This is a genomic window from Methanomethylovorans sp. (assembly GCF_041447285.1).
GTDB lineage: Archaea > Halobacteriota > Methanosarcinia > Methanosarcinales > Methanosarcinaceae > Methanomethylovorans.
This window is the reverse complement of sequence record NZ_JBGMEB010000018.1, coordinates 20,124-39,534: the sequence shown is the minus strand read 5'-3', so window position 1 is coordinate 39,534 and position 19,411 is coordinate 20,124. Positions and strand designations below refer to the sequence as shown.

Below are 19,411 nucleotides of genomic sequence, written 5' to 3'. Positions count from 1 at the left end.
CATGAGAAAGCGCATATACCACAAATTCCCGCATAGGGAGATCGAGTTCGAGCAGAAGTACCGATACTACTCGGATCTTCCTTATTTTGTCAAAGTGATGGCGAACATGGACGGGAAATTCGGAATGTTCGTCACTGAATCTGTTGCACAGAGAGGTCACAGGATACAGGCAAAAAGAGAGATCAGTGTAGAAATTGTGCGCAATGGAGTGGACTTTGAACCACTCAATTATAAGAATGTAGACCAGATGATCGATACCATTGAACCTGAAGGTATAATTGATTTCAAGGTGACACTTAATTATAGTTACCTGGATGGGAAATATAACCGTGTGCCTTTTAGAGGGGATATTTATCTTGTACGTGCTATCCTTGAGAACGAAGTGCTAGTCCTTCAGATACATAGGATAGAAGGGCCTGGCAGGACAGAAGCCGGGAGAGTTGCAGATACCATAATAGAAGAAATTAGGCGCGGATCCTGATGGATGAGTTCCTATATGTTGTAGCAGCACCATTCAAGCAGCATGCTGCAAGTTTTATTTCCATAAGGGATTTTGAATTTGCTCTTTCTTTTGGCTTGAAGTGGATGTCTCCAGAAAATGCTTCAAAGGTGAGGGATGCTGCTCTTAGCTTGAAGCTGTTGGAATTGAATGACAACAAGCTTGCTCCTACATTTAATGTGGAAAAAATAGAGATACCTCGTGGTTTTCGTCCTTCAGAAAGCATATTTCATGAAAAGCCACTTATAGAACAGATCATGGCAATGATCACTGCTTGTTCCGGAATGGACAACAGGAATGTTGCTGCTTTGATAAGCAGGAAACAGGAAAATTTGGGGGACATGGTGGATATAGAAGTTGCAGCACTTGTTGTAGCCAAAGAAATGGGATGCGACATCAGCAAAATCTATCCTAAAGTAATGGCAGGCATGTTTCCAAATATGGAATGAGCCACACAATCTTTATGTACTAGTAATAGTATTCAAGACTCAGATGTCCTTTATGGACATGGAATACCCTGAAGAACACTCATGGATGTTCGAACGTGGTTTACCCGCGTGAGTAAGGTCCGGATGATCTTGCGGAGGGACATTATGGGAAATAAGACACAAAGAAAAATTACAAGAAAAACTAACCCCAGAATACCTGAACTAATATCCACTCTTAAAGAAGAGTCAAGGAATAATGATGTTCTTATCTGGAGAGACATTGCAAAGAGACTTGAGAAACCAAGCCGTAAGTATGCTCAGGTCAATCTTAGTAAGATCAACAGATATGCTAAGGAAGGAGAAGTTGTGCTTATCCCCGGCAAAGTGCTGGGTGCGGGTGAGCTGAAGACATCAGTGACAATTGCTGCACTTGATTTCAGTGGCACAGCTATTGATAAGATAAATGAGATTGGTGGCAAATACCTGACAATCGAGCAGGTCCTTGAAGAGAACCCCAAGGGCTCTAAAATAAGGATACTGCAGTAAGAGGTGTTGAAGATGACAATAATCGATGCCAATGGGCTTATTCTGGGAAGGCTTGCAAGCGACGTGGCAAAAAGACTGCTTGCAGGAGAGAAAGTTGACGTAGTTAATGCTGAAAAGGCAGTAATTTCCGGTTCCAAGCTCGATACAATTGCAGAATACAGAAATAAGATCGATATCGGCTCAACTGAATTTGGCCCTCACTTCCCTAAAAGACCTGATCGTATACTGAAGAGGACTGTAAGGGGAATGGTGCCATACAGGAGAGCAAGAGGACGCGATGCAATGGCACGCCTGAAGGTCCACGTAGGAATTCCTCTTGAACTAAAGGATAAGGAAATTATACAGATTGCCGAAGCAAATATGAAAAGGCTTAGTTCTAACAAGTATATGAGACTTGGAGATGTAAGCACAAAAATAGGCGGCAAGTTCTAAGGAGGATTATCATGTCAAACAAAGTAGTAAATTCATCAGGTAAGAACAAAACCGCAATTGCCCGTGCTACTATCAAGAAAGGGGCAGGAAGAACTCGCATTAACAAGAAACCTGTCGAGATATATGAACCTGAATTCGCAAAGATGAAGATCTATGAGTCCCTGATGCTTGCAGGAGAAATTGCAGAGGGAATAGATATCGATGTGAAAGTAAGTGGTGGAGGAATAATTGGGCAGGCCAATGCTATAAGAACAGCCATTGCAAGAGGTATAGTTGAATGGACCAATGATACTAACCTTCGTGATGCTTATATGGCATATGACCGCAACCTCCTTGTAAACGACTCCAGGCAGAAAGAAACTAAGAAGTTTGGTGGACCTGGTGCACGTGCTAAATATCAGAAATCATACAGGTAAGGCATACATAGATGATACCAGTCCGTTGTTTCAGTTGTGGAAAAGTAATCGCGAGCAGCTGGGATGAATACAAAAGGAGAACAAAAGACGGCGAAGATCCTGCCCAGGTCATGGATGACCTGGGAATCACACGCTACTGTTGCCGTCGTATGCTCCTGTCCCATGTAGAGCTTGTAGATACACTGGCACCATATCAGTAAGGGACCGTAGGGTAGCCTGGACCATCCTTCGGCGTTCGGGACGTACTTGAAAGTGCGCGGAATACGCCGGAACCTGAGTTCAAATCTCAGCGGTCCCATTTCCCTTACTCTTACTGCAAATATGGACTGGCCTACAGAATAGAAGTATGACCACATTCGGAGGGATTCCGAATAAAACTATCTCAGGTATGGAAAGAACACGCACAGATATAAAGCGTAACCTATGCAGCTTTTAGTTGACGATACCTGAAATAATACAATACTGATCACGTTCTATCATTCCTTAAGGTGATTTTTTGAGCACAGAACATTATACTAGATATGAGCGAGCAAGGATTATTGGCGCTAGATCCCTGCAAATCTCTATGGGCGCACCCGTCCTGATAGATGATTCCAGTACTCAATCTCTGTATATAGCGAAGAAAGAATTAGAGCTTGGGGTTATCCCCATTACTGTTAAAAGGGACTATAAATTTAAGGTGATTTAATGACTACAGAAGAAATACGTGTTACTGATAATGCAAATATGGGTAGTGATGACAAGATGCTAGATGTGAGTGCAGATGCAGAGAAATCTACCTCACTCGTTCCTATAGACGAATATCTGGCAGCTGGTGTGCATATTGGTACCCAGCAGAAGACAGAGAACATGATGAAGTTCGTGTACAGAGTAAGAACCGACGGACTTTATGTGTTGGACATCCAGTCTACAGACGAAAGGATTAAGATGGTAGCAAATTTCCTTTCCAAGTACGAACCATCAAGGATACTTGTGGTTTCTGCAAGACAGTATGGTCAATACCCGGCAATGAAATTCGCAAAAGCTATTGGAACAAGGGCAATGGTTGGCCGCTTTATACCCGGCACTCTCACAAACCCAACTGTAGAGGCATTCTTTGAGCCAGATGTGATCATAGTCACAGACCCTGCAGGAGACGCACAGGTAATTAAAGAAGCTGTTAACATTGGTATCCCAGTAGTTGCACTTTGTGATACGAACAATATGACTTCCAATGTAGATATGGTAATACCAACCAACAACAAAGGAAGAAAGGCTCTGTCACTCATCTACTGGTTGCTCGCAAGAGAAATTGCAAAGGCAAACGGTACACACTTCAATTACCAGTTTGAAGACTTCGAAGCAGGCATTTAAAAAGCCTGCTTTGGAAGCATACTACATATATAATGGCCCCATAATATTTACATGGGGTGATGTAGTATGAGACAGGCTATTGTTGCGGGTAAATTTTACCCTGCTAATCCAACTGCGTTGAAAAAAGAGTTAGATAATTGTTTCAATGACATCCGAATTGATGCGAAGTCTGGCATAAAGGGTACGGTAGTACCCCATGCCGGCTATATCTACTCTGGAAGGGTTGCAGCTCGCTCATATGCTGTACTGCCGCCAGCAGATACTTATGTAATGCTCGGCCCAAATCACACGGGCTATGGGTCCCCAGTTGCTCTTTCAATCGACACTTGGTCTACACCTCTTGGAAAAGTAGAAGTAGACCATGAATTGAAAGAAGAGATAGCTGGCAGTATAATAGACCAAGATGAGCTTGCTCATCGGTATGAGCATTCGATCGAAGTGCAGATACCTTTCCTTCAGTACCGTTTTAAGCATGATTTCAAGATACTTCCTATTTGTATGGGAATGCAGGATGAGGAAACGGCCATTGAGGTTGGCATGGAAATTGCTAGAGCAGTCATGGACACCGATAGGAAAGCCGTTATAATTGCTTCAAGCGATTTTACACATTATCAACCTGCACATGTAGCAGAGAGTAATGACAGATATCTAATTAAATCCATTTTAAATATGAACGTGCATGAATTTTACAATCGGCTGTATGAAAAAGATATATCAGCATGTGGTTTTGGACCTATTGCAGCAACTATCACTGCAACAAAGGAGCTTGGAGCAGGCAGAGCAGAACTTCTTAAGTATGGAAACAGCGGAGAAGTGACTGGCGATGATTCAGCTGTAGTAGGATACGCTTCGTTAATTTTAGAATGAGTGGAATATGACGCAAACAATAACATGCTCTGCTCCTGGGAAGATATACCTGTTCGGTGAACATGCAGTAGTTTACGGAGAAAGCGCAATATGCTGTGCTGTAGATCTGCGTACCCGGGTAAAGGCTGAAATCAGCGATACCATAAGGATCAGTTCTGTATTAGGGGACACCGGAATTGACTACGACAAGTACCCGTACGTTTCAACGGTAATAGAAAAGATGTCAGAAATAGCAGACATCAAAGGTGTAAACCTGCATATAGAGTCTAATATACCTGTTGGCTCAGGCCTTGGTTCATCTGCAGCAGTGACCATAGCTACCATCCAAGCATTGAACATGTTATTTGGATATGGGTTACAATTAGAAGATATAGCAACTCTTGGGCACAGCATTGAAAGAAAGATACAGGGTGCTGCCAGTCCAACTGATACTTATGTCAGTACCATGGGCGGAGTTATCATGGTACCTATGAAAAAGAAGCTTGATATCATTGATTGTGGCATAGTGATAGGAAACACTGGCAGGTTCTCTTCTACCAGGCAATTGGTGTCCAATGTGGCACTACTTAAAAAACACTATCCTGAAATAATAGATCCTATTCTTTCAACCATTGGAAAGATATCAATTACCGGAGAAGAATTGGTAATTAAGAAGGAATATGAATCTATAGGAAATCTCATGAATATAAACCAGGGGCTTCTTGATGCTATTGGCGTCAGCAGTTCGGAGCTTGCAAATCTTATATATGCAGCCCGCAACAACGGTGCATATAGTGCAAAGATAACAGGTGCAGGAGGTGGAGGATGTATGGTTGCATTAACTCGTCCTTCTGATGTTGGAAAAATAGCTTCTGCGATATCACAAGCCAGAGGAGAAGCCATTATAACAAAAGTAACTGAACATGGAGTGAAAGTGGAGAATTAATATGGTTTCATCTGAAAATCTCACTATACTTAAACTTGGAGGAAGTGTAATCACCGATAAGAGAGCCGAAGATGGCGTTGTTAAAGTAAATGAGATTCAGAGGATAGCAAAAGAAATATCCGGTTTCAAAGGAAAGTTGATAATAGTACATGGAGCCGGCTCTTTTGGACACCCTCAGGCAAAAAAATATGCCCTTAACGAAGGGTTTAACGTGAGTGGCTCCATAGTAACCCACCTCTCAGTGAAAGAACTATGCAGAAAAGTAGTAGATGTACTTAATGAAAATGGTACATGTGCTGTAGGAGTTCATCCTATGTGCTGCATGCTCGCAGATAATGGAAGAATTAAGACTATGTTCCTTGACCATATATACTGCATGCTGGAACGTGGGATTGTTCCTGTTTTACACGGAGATGTGGTAATGGATAGCAGTCTTGGAACATCCGTCATTTCTGGTGATCAGATAGTTCCTTATATTGCAAAACAGATGAAAGCAACTCTTTTAGGTATTGGGAGTGCAACAGAAGGAGTTCTTGACGATAAAAGTATGACTATTCCAATAATATCATCAAAGAACTTCGAAAATGTGAAAATGCATATAAAAGGCTCTGAAAATATTGATGTTACAGGCGGTATGCTGGGAAAAGTCAAAGAGATGCTGGACCTCAGTAATAGTACGAATATAACTTCGCATATATTCGATGCTGGAAAGCCTGGAAATGTAGAACGGTTTCTTAAAGGCGAGAAAATAGGGACAGCTATAACAAATGAACACTAGAATTGTAGGTTTTAATATGAGTACATCCCAGAGAAAAATAGAACACCTCAAGCTATGTTCTTCAAGTCCTGTTGAGTCTAGAGTAAAGGGAACCGGCCTCGAAGACATAATGCTAGTACATCGGGCTCTTCCGGAATTTGATATAGAGGACATAGACCTTCATACGAATTTTCTGGGAAAGAGTATGAAAGCGCCTTTTCTTATAGCTTCGATCACCGGAGGACATCCTGATACAAAGCCTATAAACGCTGCTCTTGCACAAGCAGCTGAGGAAATGGGCATTGGTATAGGTGTGGGAAGTCAGAGAGCTGCTATTGAAGATCCAACTCAGGAAGACTCATTCACCATAATGAGAGATGTTGCACCAGATGCCTTTATCTATGGAAATATAGGAGCCGCCCAGATAAAAGAATATGGCATCGAAAAAATAGAGAATCTGGTGGAAATGCTTGATGCAGATGCAATGGCAATCCATTTAAATTTCCTGCAAGAAGCAATACAACCTGAAGGAGATACCGATGCAGGCGGTGCTCTTGATGCTATCAAGGAAATCTGCTCCCTGGACATACCCATCATTGTAAAGGAAACAGGCGCTGGAATTTCCCACGAGGACGCATGGCTATTGAAGAAAGCAGGTGTTTCTGCTATTGATGTAGGCGGAGTCGGCGGCACAAGTTGGTCCGGAGTAGAAGTATATAGAGCCAGGGACAGAAAGGACATAATATCAGAAATGATCGGCGAACTATTCTGGGATTTTGGTATCCCAACGGCTGCAAGTGTAGTAGAATGCAATGTATCTTTACCGATAATAGCCACAGGTGGAATAAGAACAGGAATGGATATTGCAAAATCAATAGCAATTGGAGCTAGTGTAGCCAGTGCAGCACTTCCTTTTGTAGCCCCGGCACTAGAAGGAAAAGACATGGTGCTCAACAGGCTAAAGCTCATGATGAACGAGCTTAAAGTCGCGATGTTCCTCTGCGGATGTAAAGACCTGTGTAAATTGCATGCCACACCCACAGTGATCACCGGGTGGACAAGAGAGTATCTTGAATTACGTGGATTCAATGTAAAAGAATTCGCTTTACGCTCAAACCGTAGTGAATTACAGATTGTATAAAATTCATTTCTAAGGGATAATAAAATTAGATTTTGAGGATTTAATATGACAGAAATTGGAATAATAGCAGTTGGAGGCTACAATGAAATGGGCCGCAATATGACTGCTATAAGAGTTGATGAGGATATAATCATCCTGGATATGGGTCTGAGATTAGATAGAGTACAGATCCACGAAGATGTAGAAATAGATAAAATGCATTCCCTTGAGCTTATCAATATGGGAGCCATACCAGATGACACGATAATGAATGATGTCAATGGGAACGTACGTGCTATTGTATGCACACATGGCCATCTTGACCATATTGGTGCAGTCTCAAAGCTGGCACATCGTTATACTGCTCCTATTATTGGTACACCTTATACAACCGCTCTGGTAAAACACCAAATAGATTCGGAACGCAAGTTTGGTGTAAAGAATAATTTAATCTCTATGAAAGCCGGGGAAACCTATGAAGTAACAAAAGATGTCTCTATTGAGTTCATTAATACTCAGCACAGTATAATTGATACTGTTTTTGTGGTAATCCATACTCCAAAAGGCGCTATAATGTACGCCTGTGACTTTAAACTGGATAGGACACCTACTTTGGGGGAAGCACCGGATTTCAACAGGCTTAAAGCTTTGGGAGAAGAGGGAGTAATTGCACTAATCACCGAAAGTACTAATGCCGGAAGATCTGGTAAAGCACCTTCCGAACAAATAGCACACGACCTGGTAAAGGATGTACTGCTGGGTACTGAAGAATCGAATGTTGGAATGATAATCACAACTTTTGCTTCTCACATATCCCGCCTGAATTCCATCATTTCCTTTGCTGAAGAAATGGGACGTATACCTATCCTGCTGGGCAGGTCCATGGATAGGTACATGACCACAGCCAAAGAACTTGGATACGTTGAGCTTCCAAGGAATGTAGAAATATATGGGCAGCGCCGTGAAGTTGAAAAGGCTTTGGAAAAAGTAATGAGGGAAGGTAAAAGCAAATATCTGCCTATTGTTACCGGACATCAGGGAGAGCCAGGTTCCATATTAATACGCATAGCGAATGGCGATACCCCTTACATGATAGAACCGGGAGACAAGGTCATATTTTCCGCTAATGTAATCCCAAATCCTCTTACACAAGCTAACCGCTATGCTTTGGAAACAAAGCTTCGGATGAAAGGGGCACGGATCTATGATAATGTACATGTGTCAGGACACGCATACAGAGAGGACCACTGGGAACTATTGAGAATGGTTAAACCTGAACATGTCATTCCTGCTCATGGAACCATAGAAATGCATTCGGCATATATTGAAATGGCAGAAGATGCAGGATATGTGCTGGGAGACACACTTCACCTGTTAAGGAATGGAGAAGAATTATATATAGAAGACTAATATCGCATCTACTCACGAGGGTATCATGAACCTGATAGAAGAAATAAAAAAACGGAGTTCACATGTTGATGAGGGAATCAGCGAAATGCTCCCCATCACACATCCTGCAGAATTATACAAAGCTGCGAGATATTTGCCGGATGCAGGTGGAAAAAGACTAAGGCCTGCAGCTGTCATACTGGCTGCAGAAGCCGTTGGATCTGATCTTCAAACTGTGCTTCCAGCTGCTGTTGCAGTAGAACTGGTACATAATTTCACCTTGGTACATGATGATATCATGGACAAGGATGATGTACGCAGAGGAAGGCCTGCAGTACATGTTAAATGGGGAGAGCCTGCAGCTATCCTTGCAGGCGATACATTATATTCCAAGGCTTTTGAGATAATAACCTCTATGGATAACGATCCAGTACGTATCGTAAAATGTATTGACCTTCTAGCAAGAACATGCACAGAAATATGCGAAGGGCAGTGGTTGGATATAGAGTTTGAGGATAGGAGCATAGTCACTGAAGAACAGTATCTGCAAATGGTAGAGAAAAAGACTGCTGTGCTATATGGAGCTGCATGTAAGATCGGCGCCTTGCTTGGCGGTGCCCCTCTTGATATAGCGGACCAGATGTACGAGTTTGGTCGCATGATAGGCATTGGTTTCCAGATATATGACGATGTGCTGGACATTGTGACCCCTGAAGAGGTGCTTGGCAAAGTAAGAGGCAGCGATATAATGGAAGGAAAAAAGACTCTGATAGCTATTCATGCCCTCAATGCTGACGTAAAGTTGGATATTTTTGGCAAGGGTAAAGCCTCAAAGGGACAGCTAGAAGAAGCTATAAAGCAGCTTGAAGATTCTGGATCCATTGAATATGCAAGAAATACGGCTGTTTCATATATCTGTGAAGGAAAAAAGAAACTGGATGTACTAGAAGACTCAGAAGCAAAAGAAATACTGCTCGCAATAGCGGATTACATGATCGAAAGATCTCATTGAATTGGGTCATGAAAGACCCAATATTTTGTTTTTTAATCCTTTAACCACTTATAGAGCTTACTTTTCAAAGGGGCTATTGCGTTATATTTATCTTATATGAGCGATTATGGCGTTTGATTGAGGCGATGTACTTGGAATGCATTTTCTGCAAGATACTCTCAGGGGCTATCCCTTCTTACAAGGTTTATGAAGATGAGTTCGTTTTTGCTTTCCTTGATATTTATCCGTGTTCAGATGGACACACTGTAGTACTTCCAAAAAGACATATTGAAAGATTCACTCAGATGGATGAAATTGATGCTGCAAACCTGTTTTCTTCAGTACATAAAATCTCTAAGGCCGTGTGTAAATCATTTAATCTGCAAGGGATGAATATAGGGATGAATGTAGGGGAAGTTGCAGGACAGAGTGTTCAGCACGTGCATGTACATATTATTCCACGCAAAGAAGGGGATAATGGCGGATCTATGCATAGTATAGTGGAGAATAATCCGGATACCAGCAAATTGGGAGAATTAGCTGAAAAGATCCGTGCATCATTCTAAATTAAATAACTGATACACTTTTTCTAAAAACACTTCCTTTAATATTTTGTATATGAGGAATATAATGCTCAGAGCAGTAATCAAATCCATGCGTCCCCATCAGTGGTACAAGAATTTTATTATTTTTATCTGTATCATCTTTTCAAGGAATATTTTTAATCCACAAATGTGGATGGATCTTGTTGTGGTCTTTATTGTATTTTGCCTGCTTGCGGGTTCACAATACATGTTAAACGATGTAAAAGACGTAGAAAAAGACAAGCTTCACCCCAAGAAGAAATATAGACCAATAGCAGCAGGGATAATTCCAGCTAAAGTCGCGCTTGTTATATCTTTGACAATAATGGTAACCTCTCTCATCATTGCTTTTTCAATGGGAAAGTTGATAGGACTTGTAAGTTTTATGTATCTTGCGAATAGTATAGTATATTCGTTCTACTTTAAAGAGTATGCTATTGTTGATGCTATTTTCATTGCTGTTGGGTTTGTCATAAGGGCGATCGCTGGTTGTGTTACAATCAATGTAACTATTTCTCCATGGTTGATACTATGTGTTTTTCTTCTGGCACTGGTTCTTGCATTCGGAAAGAGACGGCATGAACTAGACGGAGATCAAAATTCAAGGAATAGCTTGTCACAATACAACATCACTATGAGTGAGAGCATGTTGAATACCTCAGTTTCACTGCTATTGATGTCATATGCTCTTTATACGGTTTCAATAAATTCTGCAATGATGCTAACTCTTCCATTCGCATTCTATGGCATCTTCCGGTATGTTCAACTCATGCACTTGAAAGGCATCGGGGAAGAAACAGAACTATTGCTAATAGACAAACCTTTCATTTTTAATCTAATTCTATGGACATTTCTTACAATTTTTGTCCTATATGGCGGGTTTCTATGAAATTTGATATGCATTCACATACAAACTACTCACCTCGCTGCGGGTTTATGGAACCAAAGACCCTCGTCAAAATTGCACGTAAAAGAGGATTGGATGGGATTGCGGTTACTGACCATGATACAATCAAAGGGAGTGTGAAGGCTAGGGAATATGCAGAGAAATCTCTGGAGATAATTATTGGCTCTGAGGTAATGACATCCAGAGGAGAAGTGATCGGACTTTTCCTGTCAGAGGAGATTCAATCAACTGATCTTATAGATGTTGTAGAAGAGATCCATGACCAGAATGGTGTTGCAGTTGTCCCCCATCCTTTTGATACACTGAGAAAATCAGCACTGAGGCCTACAGAAGATGATGTTAAATATCTTGACGGGGTAGAAGGGTTCAATGCAAGGAATGTTTACCAGAAAAGTAACATGGATGCAATTGAATTTGGGAAGAAACATAAACTTGCTATTACAGCCGGAAGTGATGCCCATTTTAGTAATGAGATCGGTAATGCAGGAATAATTACCGATGATGAAGATATACGGGAAGCTATTCTCTCAAGAAAAATCGAAATATTTGGTAAACGAAGTGGTATATATAACCATGCTTTCACTAAAGGACTTAAATTATGGCGAAAAATAAAACCATTCTGATCATTTTCTTTGCATTGATTGTTTATGCAGCAATGGGCATTTATGCCGATATCAGTCAACTGACTGCTGCTATGCAGATGTTTCATTGGTCTTATTTCACTCTCCTATTACTCTTTACAAGCATAGGATACCTTTTCAGGTATCTTAAATGGGATATTTTCCTTAAAAAAGCTGGTGTGCATCTTTCCTTCAAGCAAAATTTCTTTGTATTCATAAGTGGGCTTTCAATGATCGTAACCCCGGGAAAACTTGGCGAGGTATGGAAAGCCTGGCTTATTAAGGATATTTCCGGAGATGATCTTAACAAAACGGTCCCAGTAGTCATAATGGATCGTGTAACTGATGTTTTAAGTCTTGTTATTCTTTCAGCTTTTGGGATTCTCTCTTATAAGGAAGGAATATATCTTTTAGTTGTATTACTTTTGATGATCTTGATCTTTTACATTTCTATCACATCAAAGAGAGTCTCCGAAAAAGTCATTGGATTAATTGAGAACAAGACAAAAAAGTTCTCAGGTAATGTTAAGAACATGCATGGGACTTTTCAGGAACTGATGCAACCAAAGATCTTTATTTCACTTTCTCTCTTGAATGTTCTAGCATGGTTCTGCGAATGCCTTGGTTTTTACTTCGTTGCAATGGGTTTTAATCAATCTCTTAGTATTCCGCTTTCAACATTTATCTTCAGCTTTGCTTCACTTGCCGGTGGTGTAAGTATGATTCCTGGTGGGATAGGACTCGCTGAAGTCACTATCACAGGCTTTTTGCAACATTATGCTTTTAGTCCAACTATAGCTATAGGCACTGCACTTGTTGTGCGCCTCGGTTCTTTCTGGTACGGTGTGATATTAGGTCTTGCTGTATACCTGCTTTTCAGAAAGAAGATCATTCCAAATAATGGAAATGGACTGAATAAAGATTAATTATCATCAATTGAGGGATTAAATGTCAAATGTTAGTGTGCTAAAGACGTCACCAAAGACAATATTGGATGACTATCAAAAGTTGATGGATCTGGCAGATTACAAATCAGCTGTTCCAAAAGACAATGCAACGATCTTGAAAATAAATCTTTCATGGAGTTTGTTCTATCCTGCATGTTCAACTCCTCCATGGCAACTTGACGGAGTATTAAGCAAACTTCGCCAGGATAGTTACAAGGACATAACCTGTGTGGAAAATCAGACAGTTGTTACACATCCATGGAAAGGAGCTTATGGGAACAAATGGCTTCCTATTCTTAAAAAGTATGATGTAGACTATGTTCCTCTGACAAATGCCGAATGGGTTCCATTTAAACCAAAAGCTGAAATGCTTGCAATGAACGATCTTTTCGGAGAGATCCTTGTGCCTAAAAAGTTCTTCAAGAGCAATGTAATTCATCTTCCCACTGTTAAGACACATGGTCACACCACTACCACCGGATCTATGAAAAATGCTTTCGGTGGCCTTATACCTAAATATAGGCATCATGCCCATAAGAAGATCCATGAAGTACTTGTGGACTTACTGGCGATCCAGAAAGAGATCCACAAAGGTATTTTTGCGGTCATGGATGGTGGAGTATGTGGAAATGGTGCTGGCCCACGCACTATGGAGCCTTTTATAGGGAATGTGCTTTTGGCAAGCGAGGACCAGGTTGCTATCGATGCAATATCAGCCAAAATAATGGGCTTTGACCCACTAGATATTGATTATATCAGGATTGCCCATGATAAGGGTCTTGGAATGGGCGACTATGACCAGATCGAGATCAGCGGTATGGATAAACAAGAGTTAGAAAAGTTGAACTTTAAATTCTCTACTGCCAAAAGTCCTGTAGTCGAATGGGACCAAAGATTGAGAAAGGGAACTGCCAACATACATTGGCTGCACAATATTTTGTTCCATTCCCCCGTCTTTAAGACTTTTATCTTTGCATCAGGATTTTACCATGATAAATTGTGGTATCCCACCACCGGAAAGAAGCATATTGATGACTTCAAGAAAACCGAATGGGGAAAGCTATTTGATACTTATGAGTATGGTAAGTTCCCTGAATTCCCAGAGGTAAAGGAATGGAATCCTTATTGAATGTTGTAAATGGGTTAAAGGAAGGGCTGATCAGTTTAATGTGAGCAGGTTAAAAAACTCTGAATATTCATGTTTTTGACCAAAAACAGGTATTTCATTTAGTCCAAATGGTCCTGTTTCTCCACACTCCAAAATATCGGTCCAGATGGATTGGAGATAGCTTTGTAACAAGCTTTATGATATAGTTCCTAATTTCAATATATACACAGACCCGTATTTTTTATATGCAAACACCTATTAGGTAGTCCTGAAGTACAGAAAAGTTAAAGAAAAATATAACAGTTGCGAGGGCAGTAAACTACATTATTTTAGGAGGAAAAATTATATTGACCAGGTCTTCAAAAAATTGGTTTGAAGAAATAAACTATCTGCGAGCCATAGCTATCATAGGGGTACTCATTATACATACCACCGACAATACAGCCGAAGTAAAGAATTTAACTGGATTGACTTTTTCTCTTATGTATATCGAAGAGTTAGTTAGGTTTGCTGTACCAATGTTTATTTTTGTATCCGGATTTGTTCTGTACAATAAATATAAATCAGAGTTATTAGTTAAGGACTTCTATAAAAAAAGATTTATGTCTATACTTATCCCTTATATTATTTTCTCTGTAGTTTACTGTATAGTATTTGTACAATTGGGTTTAGTTCCAACACTTACATTAAATTCAGTTATCACTAGTATTTTTAATTTCAGCGCAGCGGGCCATTTTTGGTATATTAAACTCATATTGACATTTTATGTTTTTTATCCTATCATCATTGCTTACTACGAGATTACAACAGATCGTTTTGGAATTTATACAGTCACTGCACTTTTTTCACCTATATTAATAATGTATCTCTTAGGATCGTTTATACCTTCATTCGGATTTGCACTAAGCACACCGTTTAAGTATTTGATATATTTTTTATTTGGGATATACACAAATGATAATTATGATAAAATATACCGGCTTTTAGAAAGAATAACGATGAAAAAAGTTATATTACTGGGTGCTTTAATTTTAATTCTTCCATTTGTTTCTATGTTTCTTTTCGTTGATCCTAGATGCGGCACACAATTCTCAAATTCCATTCCGTATTATTATCAGCTGGCATTGGTAAGCACACATATACTTCATATATGCATATTTATGTTTTGTTTGTATTTCTTATTAATATACAAGCCAAGATTAGGAATATTGCAAAAAATTGGAGAATATTCTTACGGAATATTTTTAATTCATGCACTTTTCCATTATTTCCTTCTTATATGCATATTTCCCCGATTTTCGATTTTTCCTACAAGCTTAAATTTCTACATCATTTTATTTACATTAATGCTAACAATGAGTTATTTTACAGTGAAACTGATGCTAAGCAACCGCTTTACAAGTTATATGATTACGGGAAAATTCATAAATGATTGATACTACTTTATTTAATGTTTTTATGTGTCCTTTACAAATAGTAGGGAGTTTCAATCTTAGGCAGAGAAGGATTTTTCTGCCTGAAATCGAGCCAAGAATTTGACAGTGAAACCAGCTCTTCAAACATATCGGAGAGAAGACGCCATCGAGAAGATATCCATTCTCTCAAGAACGAGATTGAGATAAAACCATTGAGAGTGTGAGCTGAGAATAGTATTTATTGTACCTTGATTATAGGGTTTATTGCACAACTGTTCATATCGCTGGCGCGATATGAATTCAAGGAACTCAAGCATAAGTCCACGAAATTCATCAAAAAAAGCTTATTGAATTTGACAGTTACAGTCTGTTTCTTGAAATTCCAGGCGAAAAACTATATTTATACTGACTTTGATGCCATAAACACACTGATCTTAATGCAAAATAGGACTATACCATAGAATTTTACATGAAATTGCCAAAAATGTAAAAGAGATTTTATGTATAGAAAAAGAAACTATTGGCATAAAAATAAACTAAGATCTTCACCAAGTAGTGAAAATTGTTAAACCTAAGTTAGATATTGCATCTGACCTTCCGCAGATGTCTCCTTAGAAATAGTATTTTTCACAGCTTTTTCCCATTACCCTTATAATCTTCTCTTTAATCATATCCATATTTGCAATCTGCATTTGGACATTTGAGTCCATTCTTACTTTTACTTCTGTGATACCTTTCATCAACATGAAGGCCCATTTTAATGTTGGGTTTTGAGTCTGTTTCTTTACTTGATCAGGTATTGAATCTCCTGTTTCCTTTAACCTCTGTCTTAACTTCCATTCCGCCACAGAATAAACCATCAGTGTCAAGACCATTACCATTGTTAATGCTTCAATTCGTTCTGGTTTTTTCAAATACACCTCCGAAACCCTGAAATTCCCATCTTTTAGAAATCTGAACCCTTGCTCCACCTTACTCTGTTTTTTGTAATAGTTCAGCATCTGTTCAGCACTGATATTCAGATCATTGCTAGCGATAATGAACCTTCCAAGGTATTCGGCTTCATGTTGTATGAATTCTTCATTCCTGGATACTTCGGCATTGATAACATAGCACTTGATGACTTTTTCATCTTTTCTCGGTCGTCCTCTTTTGACATTTTCTTTTTTGGAAACTTCCGATATCTCCACATTTCCCAATGAACAGTAAGGATTCTCTTGCTTCCATTTTTCTACAAAAGATCGTGCATCATTCTCACATGCAAAATCTATGTTCTTAAGATGTTTAAGTTCTTTTTGAGCTTGCTGCAAGTGCTTTTCAACCTTCTTATCAAAAGATGCATCCTTTCTTTTCTGCATTTCAGTAGAATGAACAACAACCCACTTTTGCTCTACATCAGCGTAGTTAATACAAGTTTCATAGAAAGAGTATCGAGGATCTTCTCCTGTTGTGAATTTCAGATCAGAACTCAATAACTCCTTAGAAAGAGTGAGCGTTTGAGGAACTCTGGTGATCCACTTCATGTCTTTTCCCATTGATCTTATGTTATCCTCAGAATACAGAGCACTGTCAGCAATGTAATAAACGTCATCGGGAAAAGTTATGTTATCCTTAAGTCTTTTCATGGCTTCGATTATACTCTCCTTGTCTGAAGTGTTACCAGAATAAGCCTTTGCAAACAATGGGATTCCACACTGATTTGTGATCATCCCTAATCCAAAACGTTTCAGATCATCCCTTTTGTCTTTGGCATGACCATATGTTATCTCAATTGTAGAGCCATCACTACTATGTTCGTAATCACCATAAACACTGAAATTCGTGGTATCATAATGCAGTAGTTGAGTTTTTAGTTTGATCTTTTCCATCATTTTCAGAGCGATCTTCATGAAAAGCTGAGTTGGATCAACATCATGGATGCTATCCAGTGTCCTGCCTAAAACATCATCGGTAAGGTCAGATGCATTGATCCCTGGACCAAGAAGTCTTTCAATAGGGATAGTTTCGAAGTACTGAGAGTACATGTACAATCGGCTATCAGTAAAACCAAGACAATTAAGGATCATGGCTTTCAATACATGTGAATGTGCTAACTTGTGCTGCCCAACTTTGGGCAGCACTTCATCAATGACACTACCAATTTCAAGTTCATCATAAATTCCAGAAACTATACCATGATGATCAAGAGAGCTAGTGGTAATGTGCATAAGAATCAAAGATTCAATATCAAATCCCTGTATTTACAGGTTTGTATGAAAATTACCAAAAATAAAAAGACATCTGCGGAAAGTGGGTTGCATGATTCATACTAGGTTTGAAAAAGTTTAGGGGGAAGTTTTGAAACATGCCCACGGTCAAAATATAGAACTATCAAAATATTGAAGTCGATTCAAATTAAGGAATGTAAATGGCCACATCTACAATAAGTAGCTCCCACTCTGTTTAATATCAATTGGCAAGTTTGAAGAAAATATTCTCAGATTCTCTTTCAATTTCCTTTCTTCTTCAGGATTGGTTGCATAGAATGTAACAGTATCCCCGCCACATACTACGTTATTTGGTATTGTCCATTGGCCAACCGCAATCCAATCTGATGGTATACCTTCAGCAAACATACCTTTAGTAAACCAACTGTCATAAATAATAGCAATTTTGACATCGTATTCTGTAGCTAAATCTTGTATTTTTTGAATATCGTAAATATTCTCCCTTCTTAGCTTTGCTACTTTTATATTTCCCAATCCAATTAAATCAACTGTTTTTACATCGCTTAAATAACTTACAGCTCCAATGTCATTTACAGCGACACTCTCCTTTCCATAGAACTGTTTGAGGAATAGACCCATTTGATACTGTTGTTCATAAATATTGTTAGTAGCTTGAGTAACATGTGTCAATGAAATATAACCCCTGTCAGTCAAAGGGGAAATCACAATTAGCACCAAAAGTATAATTGCAATATATTTTGTAAGTATATTCTTAGTGATGCAAAGTGATAAATTTTGAGATAAACTTTCTTGAAAACCAATTGCTATTGCAAATATCCCAAGGCATACTAGGTAAGCTTCATATCTATAAAACCAGCCAGTACTTGCAAACATTATATGTAAAATAGAAGTGAGTATAAAGACACTTAGTATTGTTGTAGAATCTGACCACTTTTTTTGTTTATGAAATTGGTATATAAAAAGAATTAATGCTCCATAAACAAGAACAAAAATATGACTAGTTTCAATGATCTTATGAATGAAAACTGTAAAAAAATTAATGAGTCCTAATATAGAGAACGTTGGTGTGTTGCCCTTAAGAATGATAGAGTTAGGTAAAAAATACCAACCTTTTAATAAAGATATAATTCCATATATTACTATTGGAAAAAATCCAGATACTAATAAACCAACTGCAAATTTCCACTTTTTATTCAGTATGAATAGACTGCTCACAACAAGAAGTAAAAATATTCCTTCATAACGCACCATGGTTACAAATATTCCTAGTATAAAAAGAAAAGTGTTGTTTCTATTACTTGAGTTACCTTCTGAAATTATTTTGGCGGAAAGATATACAAATGGTATTGTAATGAGTATCTGTAATGTGTGTTCCATGCCAGTGAATATAAGTGCTGGTAATGGAGTTAAAAAGATTATTAGCTGCAGTAGAATGAATATGTATATATCTTTTATATTATTTTGTTTTAGTAAACAATAAATGACCCAAATTGAAAGTGTTGCAAATATTATATTTAGTATTAATGGAATTACCTCATTTACGCCGAACAAGAAATAAATGAAAGACAGTAATAAGGTATAAAGTAAAGATGAAGATGATGATGCAAAATCATACTGGGTTATACCCCAAACGCCATGTAGGGCAAAATTTTTTGCAATTGACATGTGAATATACGCGTCATCCAGAGCGTAAGCGATATGTCCTTGATTGATTTTAATTGACGTAATTAATAAGGATGCGACTGTTATCCATAATATCCCTATTGAAGCTATCAACGCTATATTTTTTTTTAACATACTAATCATATTGAACTACTCACACAATGCGAATAACCATTTTAATATAAAAGTATTTCGATAAACTATAATAGATGCAATG

General features: G+C 38.7%; 22 protein-coding genes, 1 tRNA gene and 1 pseudogene. 22 read left to right on the top strand and 2 right to left on the bottom strand.

What is annotated here, in order from left to right; all coding sequences use genetic code 11:
- Position 1 precedes the first annotated feature (1 nt).
- The 22 genes and pseudogenes from ACC612_RS10995 to ACC612_RS10890 all read left to right on the top strand — a co-directional run.
- Entirely contained in the window at positions 2-481 is a 480-nt protein-coding gene (locus ACC612_RS10995; protein ID WP_371854579.1) for a hypothetical protein, read from the top strand.
- Positions 481-948 carry a DUF2240 family protein gene (locus ACC612_RS10990; protein WP_371854578.1) on the top strand — a complete coding sequence of 156 codons (468 nt, stop codon included), beginning with the start codon at positions 481-483 and terminating at the stop codon, positions 946-948. The genes ACC612_RS10995 and ACC612_RS10990 overlap by 1 nt, the downstream gene beginning before the upstream one ends.
- A gap of 144 nt (positions 949-1,092) precedes the next feature.
- On the top strand, positions 1,093-1,473 hold the full coding sequence (locus ACC612_RS10985) for a 50S ribosomal protein L18e (protein ID WP_371854577.1): 381 nt from the start codon (positions 1,093-1,095) through the stop codon (positions 1,471-1,473).
- Positions 1,474-1,485: 12 nt separating this feature from the next.
- Positions 1,486-1,905 (top strand): 50S ribosomal protein L13, encoded by a 420-nt coding sequence (locus ACC612_RS10980; RefSeq protein ID WP_371854576.1) that lies wholly within the window; start codon positions 1,486-1,488, stop codon positions 1,903-1,905.
- A gap of 11 nt (positions 1,906-1,916) precedes the next feature.
- Positions 1,917-2,321, top strand: a complete 405-nt coding sequence (locus ACC612_RS10975; RefSeq protein WP_371854575.1) for a 30S ribosomal protein S9 — start codon at positions 1,917-1,919, stop codon at positions 2,319-2,321.
- A gap of 11 nt (positions 2,322-2,332) precedes the next feature.
- The gene (locus tag ACC612_RS10970; RefSeq protein ID WP_371854574.1) at positions 2,333-2,521 is read left to right on the top strand and encodes a DNA-directed RNA polymerase subunit N; all 189 of its coding nucleotides are present in this window, start codon (positions 2,333-2,335) and stop codon (positions 2,519-2,521) included.
- Positions 2,522-2,619: transfer RNA gene (locus tag ACC612_RS10965), tRNA-Pro, on the top strand.
- 198 nt (positions 2,620-2,817) lie between these two features.
- Positions 2,818-3,009: a DNA-directed RNA polymerase subunit K gene (locus ACC612_RS10960; protein WP_321417392.1), complete on the top strand. Its 192-nt coding sequence runs from the start codon at positions 2,818-2,820 to the stop codon at positions 3,007-3,009.
- A 38-nt stretch (positions 3,010-3,047) separates the two neighbouring features.
- Complete coding sequence (rpsB, locus tag ACC612_RS10955) at positions 3,048-3,674, top strand: 30S ribosomal protein S2 (protein WP_371854636.1); 627 nt, start codon at positions 3,048-3,050, stop codon at positions 3,672-3,674.
- 66 nt (positions 3,675-3,740) lie between these two features.
- Entirely contained in the window at positions 3,741-4,541 is an 801-nt protein-coding gene (locus tag ACC612_RS10950) for an MEMO1 family protein (RefSeq protein WP_371854573.1), read from the top strand.
- Positions 4,542-4,548: 7 nt separating this feature from the next.
- Positions 4,549-5,466, top strand: a complete 918-nt coding sequence (locus tag ACC612_RS10945; protein ID WP_371854572.1) for a mevalonate kinase — start codon at positions 4,549-4,551, stop codon at positions 5,464-5,466.
- Position 5,467: 1 nt separating this feature from the next.
- Positions 5,468-6,244 carry an isopentenyl phosphate kinase gene (locus tag ACC612_RS10940; RefSeq protein ID WP_371854571.1) on the top strand — a complete coding sequence of 259 codons (777 nt, stop codon included), beginning with the start codon at positions 5,468-5,470 and terminating at the stop codon, positions 6,242-6,244.
- Between the two features lie 16 nt (positions 6,245-6,260).
- The gene (gene fni, locus ACC612_RS10935; RefSeq protein ID WP_371854635.1) at positions 6,261-7,364 is read left to right on the top strand and encodes a type 2 isopentenyl-diphosphate Delta-isomerase; all 1,104 of its coding nucleotides are present in this window, start codon (positions 6,261-6,263) and stop codon (positions 7,362-7,364) included.
- Positions 7,365-7,409: 45 nt separating this feature from the next.
- Positions 7,410-8,753 carry an RNase J family beta-CASP ribonuclease gene (locus tag ACC612_RS10930; protein ID WP_371854570.1) on the top strand — a complete coding sequence of 448 codons (1,344 nt, stop codon included), beginning with the start codon at positions 7,410-7,412 and terminating at the stop codon, positions 8,751-8,753.
- A 25-nt stretch (positions 8,754-8,778) separates the two neighbouring features.
- Entirely contained in the window at positions 8,779-9,744 is a 966-nt protein-coding gene (locus ACC612_RS10925; protein WP_371854569.1) for a polyprenyl synthetase family protein, read from the top strand.
- A gap of 125 nt (positions 9,745-9,869) precedes the next feature.
- Complete coding sequence (locus ACC612_RS10920; protein ID WP_371854568.1) at positions 9,870-10,289, top strand: HIT family protein; 420 nt, start codon at positions 9,870-9,872, stop codon at positions 10,287-10,289.
- Between the two features lie 64 nt (positions 10,290-10,353).
- The gene (locus ACC612_RS10915) at positions 10,354-11,196 is read left to right on the top strand and encodes a decaprenyl-phosphate phosphoribosyltransferase (protein WP_371854567.1); all 843 of its coding nucleotides are present in this window, start codon (positions 10,354-10,356) and stop codon (positions 11,194-11,196) included.
- Positions 11,193-11,837 (top strand): PHP domain-containing protein, encoded by a 645-nt coding sequence (locus ACC612_RS10910; protein WP_371854566.1) that lies wholly within the window; start codon positions 11,193-11,195, stop codon positions 11,835-11,837. Before ACC612_RS10915 ends, ACC612_RS10910 begins: the two co-directional genes overlap by 4 nt.
- Positions 11,813-12,760 (top strand): YbhN family protein, encoded by a 948-nt coding sequence (locus ACC612_RS10905; protein ID WP_371854565.1) that lies wholly within the window; start codon positions 11,813-11,815, stop codon positions 12,758-12,760. Before ACC612_RS10910 ends, ACC612_RS10905 begins: the two co-directional genes overlap by 25 nt.
- A gap of 22 nt (positions 12,761-12,782) precedes the next feature.
- A complete protein-coding gene (locus ACC612_RS10900; RefSeq protein ID WP_371854564.1) occupies positions 12,783-13,910 on the top strand; it encodes a DUF362 domain-containing protein in 1,128 nt (375 codons plus the stop codon).
- A gap of 326 nt (positions 13,911-14,236) precedes the next feature.
- Positions 14,237-15,325 (top strand): acyltransferase, encoded by a 1,089-nt coding sequence (locus ACC612_RS10895; protein WP_371854563.1) that lies wholly within the window; start codon positions 14,237-14,239, stop codon positions 15,323-15,325.
- A gap of 53 nt (positions 15,326-15,378) precedes the next feature.
- Positions 15,379-15,765 (top strand): annotated as a pseudogene (locus tag ACC612_RS10890) (IS1634 family transposase); the annotation flags it as partial.
- Positions 15,766-15,915: 150 nt separating this feature from the next.
- Here the strand turns inward: ACC612_RS10890 and ACC612_RS10885 are convergent.
- Together ACC612_RS10885 and ACC612_RS10880 are read right to left on the bottom strand one after the other, a co-directional pair.
- Positions 15,916-17,511, bottom strand: a complete 1,596-nt coding sequence (locus ACC612_RS10885; protein ID WP_371854562.1) for an IS1634 family transposase — start codon at positions 17,509-17,511, stop codon at positions 15,916-15,918.
- Positions 17,512-17,721: 210 nt separating this feature from the next.
- Positions 17,722-19,329: a hypothetical protein gene (locus ACC612_RS10880; RefSeq protein WP_371854561.1), complete on the bottom strand. Its 1,608-nt coding sequence runs from the start codon at positions 19,327-19,329 to the stop codon at positions 17,722-17,724.
- Positions 19,330-19,411: the final 82 nt, after the last annotated feature.

Excerpts from the sequence above, each read along its gene's own strand:
- ACC612_RS10940 (WP_371854571.1), top strand. The coding sequence starts at position 5,468 with ATGGTTTCATCTGAAAATCTCACTATACTTAAACTTGGAGGAAGTGTA.
- ACC612_RS10925 (WP_371854569.1), top strand. The coding sequence starts at position 8,779 with ATGAACCTGATAGAAGAAATAAAAAAACGGAGTTCACATGTTGATGAG.
- ACC612_RS10950 (WP_371854573.1), top strand. The coding sequence starts at position 3,741 with ATGAGACAGGCTATTGTTGCGGGTAAATTTTACCCTGCTAATCCAACT.
- ACC612_RS10885 (WP_371854562.1), bottom strand. The coding sequence starts at position 17,511 with ATGCACATTACCACTAGCTCTCTTGATCATCATGGTATAGTTTCTGGA.
- ACC612_RS10880 (WP_371854561.1), bottom strand. The coding sequence starts at position 19,329 with ATGTTAAAAAAAAATATAGCGTTGATAGCTTCAATAGGGATATTATGG.
- fni (WP_371854635.1), top strand. The coding sequence starts at position 6,261 with ATGAGTACATCCCAGAGAAAAATAGAACACCTCAAGCTATGTTCTTCA.
- ACC612_RS10980 (WP_371854576.1), top strand. The coding sequence starts at position 1,486 with ATGACAATAATCGATGCCAATGGGCTTATTCTGGGAAGGCTTGCAAGC.
- ACC612_RS10995 (WP_371854579.1), top strand. The coding sequence starts at position 2 with ATGAGAAAGCGCATATACCACAAATTCCCGCATAGGGAGATCGAGTTC.
- ACC612_RS10945 (WP_371854572.1), top strand. The coding sequence starts at position 4,549 with ATGACGCAAACAATAACATGCTCTGCTCCTGGGAAGATATACCTGTTC.
- ACC612_RS10905 (WP_371854565.1), top strand. The coding sequence starts at position 11,813 with ATGGCGAAAAATAAAACCATTCTGATCATTTTCTTTGCATTGATTGTT.
- ACC612_RS10920 (WP_371854568.1), top strand. The coding sequence starts at position 9,870 with ATGTACTTGGAATGCATTTTCTGCAAGATACTCTCAGGGGCTATCCCT.
- ACC612_RS10970 (WP_371854574.1), top strand. The coding sequence starts at position 2,333 with ATGATACCAGTCCGTTGTTTCAGTTGTGGAAAAGTAATCGCGAGCAGC.
- ACC612_RS10930 (WP_371854570.1), top strand. The coding sequence starts at position 7,410 with ATGACAGAAATTGGAATAATAGCAGTTGGAGGCTACAATGAAATGGGC.
- ACC612_RS10975 (WP_371854575.1), top strand. The coding sequence starts at position 1,917 with ATGTCAAACAAAGTAGTAAATTCATCAGGTAAGAACAAAACCGCAATT.
- rpsB (WP_371854636.1), top strand. The coding sequence starts at position 3,048 with ATGGGTAGTGATGACAAGATGCTAGATGTGAGTGCAGATGCAGAGAAA.
- ACC612_RS10910 (WP_371854566.1), top strand. The coding sequence starts at position 11,193 with ATGAAATTTGATATGCATTCACATACAAACTACTCACCTCGCTGCGGG.
- ACC612_RS10915 (WP_371854567.1), top strand. The coding sequence starts at position 10,354 with ATGCTCAGAGCAGTAATCAAATCCATGCGTCCCCATCAGTGGTACAAG.
- ACC612_RS10900 (WP_371854564.1), top strand. The coding sequence starts at position 12,783 with ATGTCAAATGTTAGTGTGCTAAAGACGTCACCAAAGACAATATTGGAT.
- ACC612_RS10990 (WP_371854578.1), top strand. The coding sequence starts at position 481 with ATGGATGAGTTCCTATATGTTGTAGCAGCACCATTCAAGCAGCATGCT.
- ACC612_RS10985 (WP_371854577.1), top strand. The coding sequence starts at position 1,093 with ATGGGAAATAAGACACAAAGAAAAATTACAAGAAAAACTAACCCCAGA.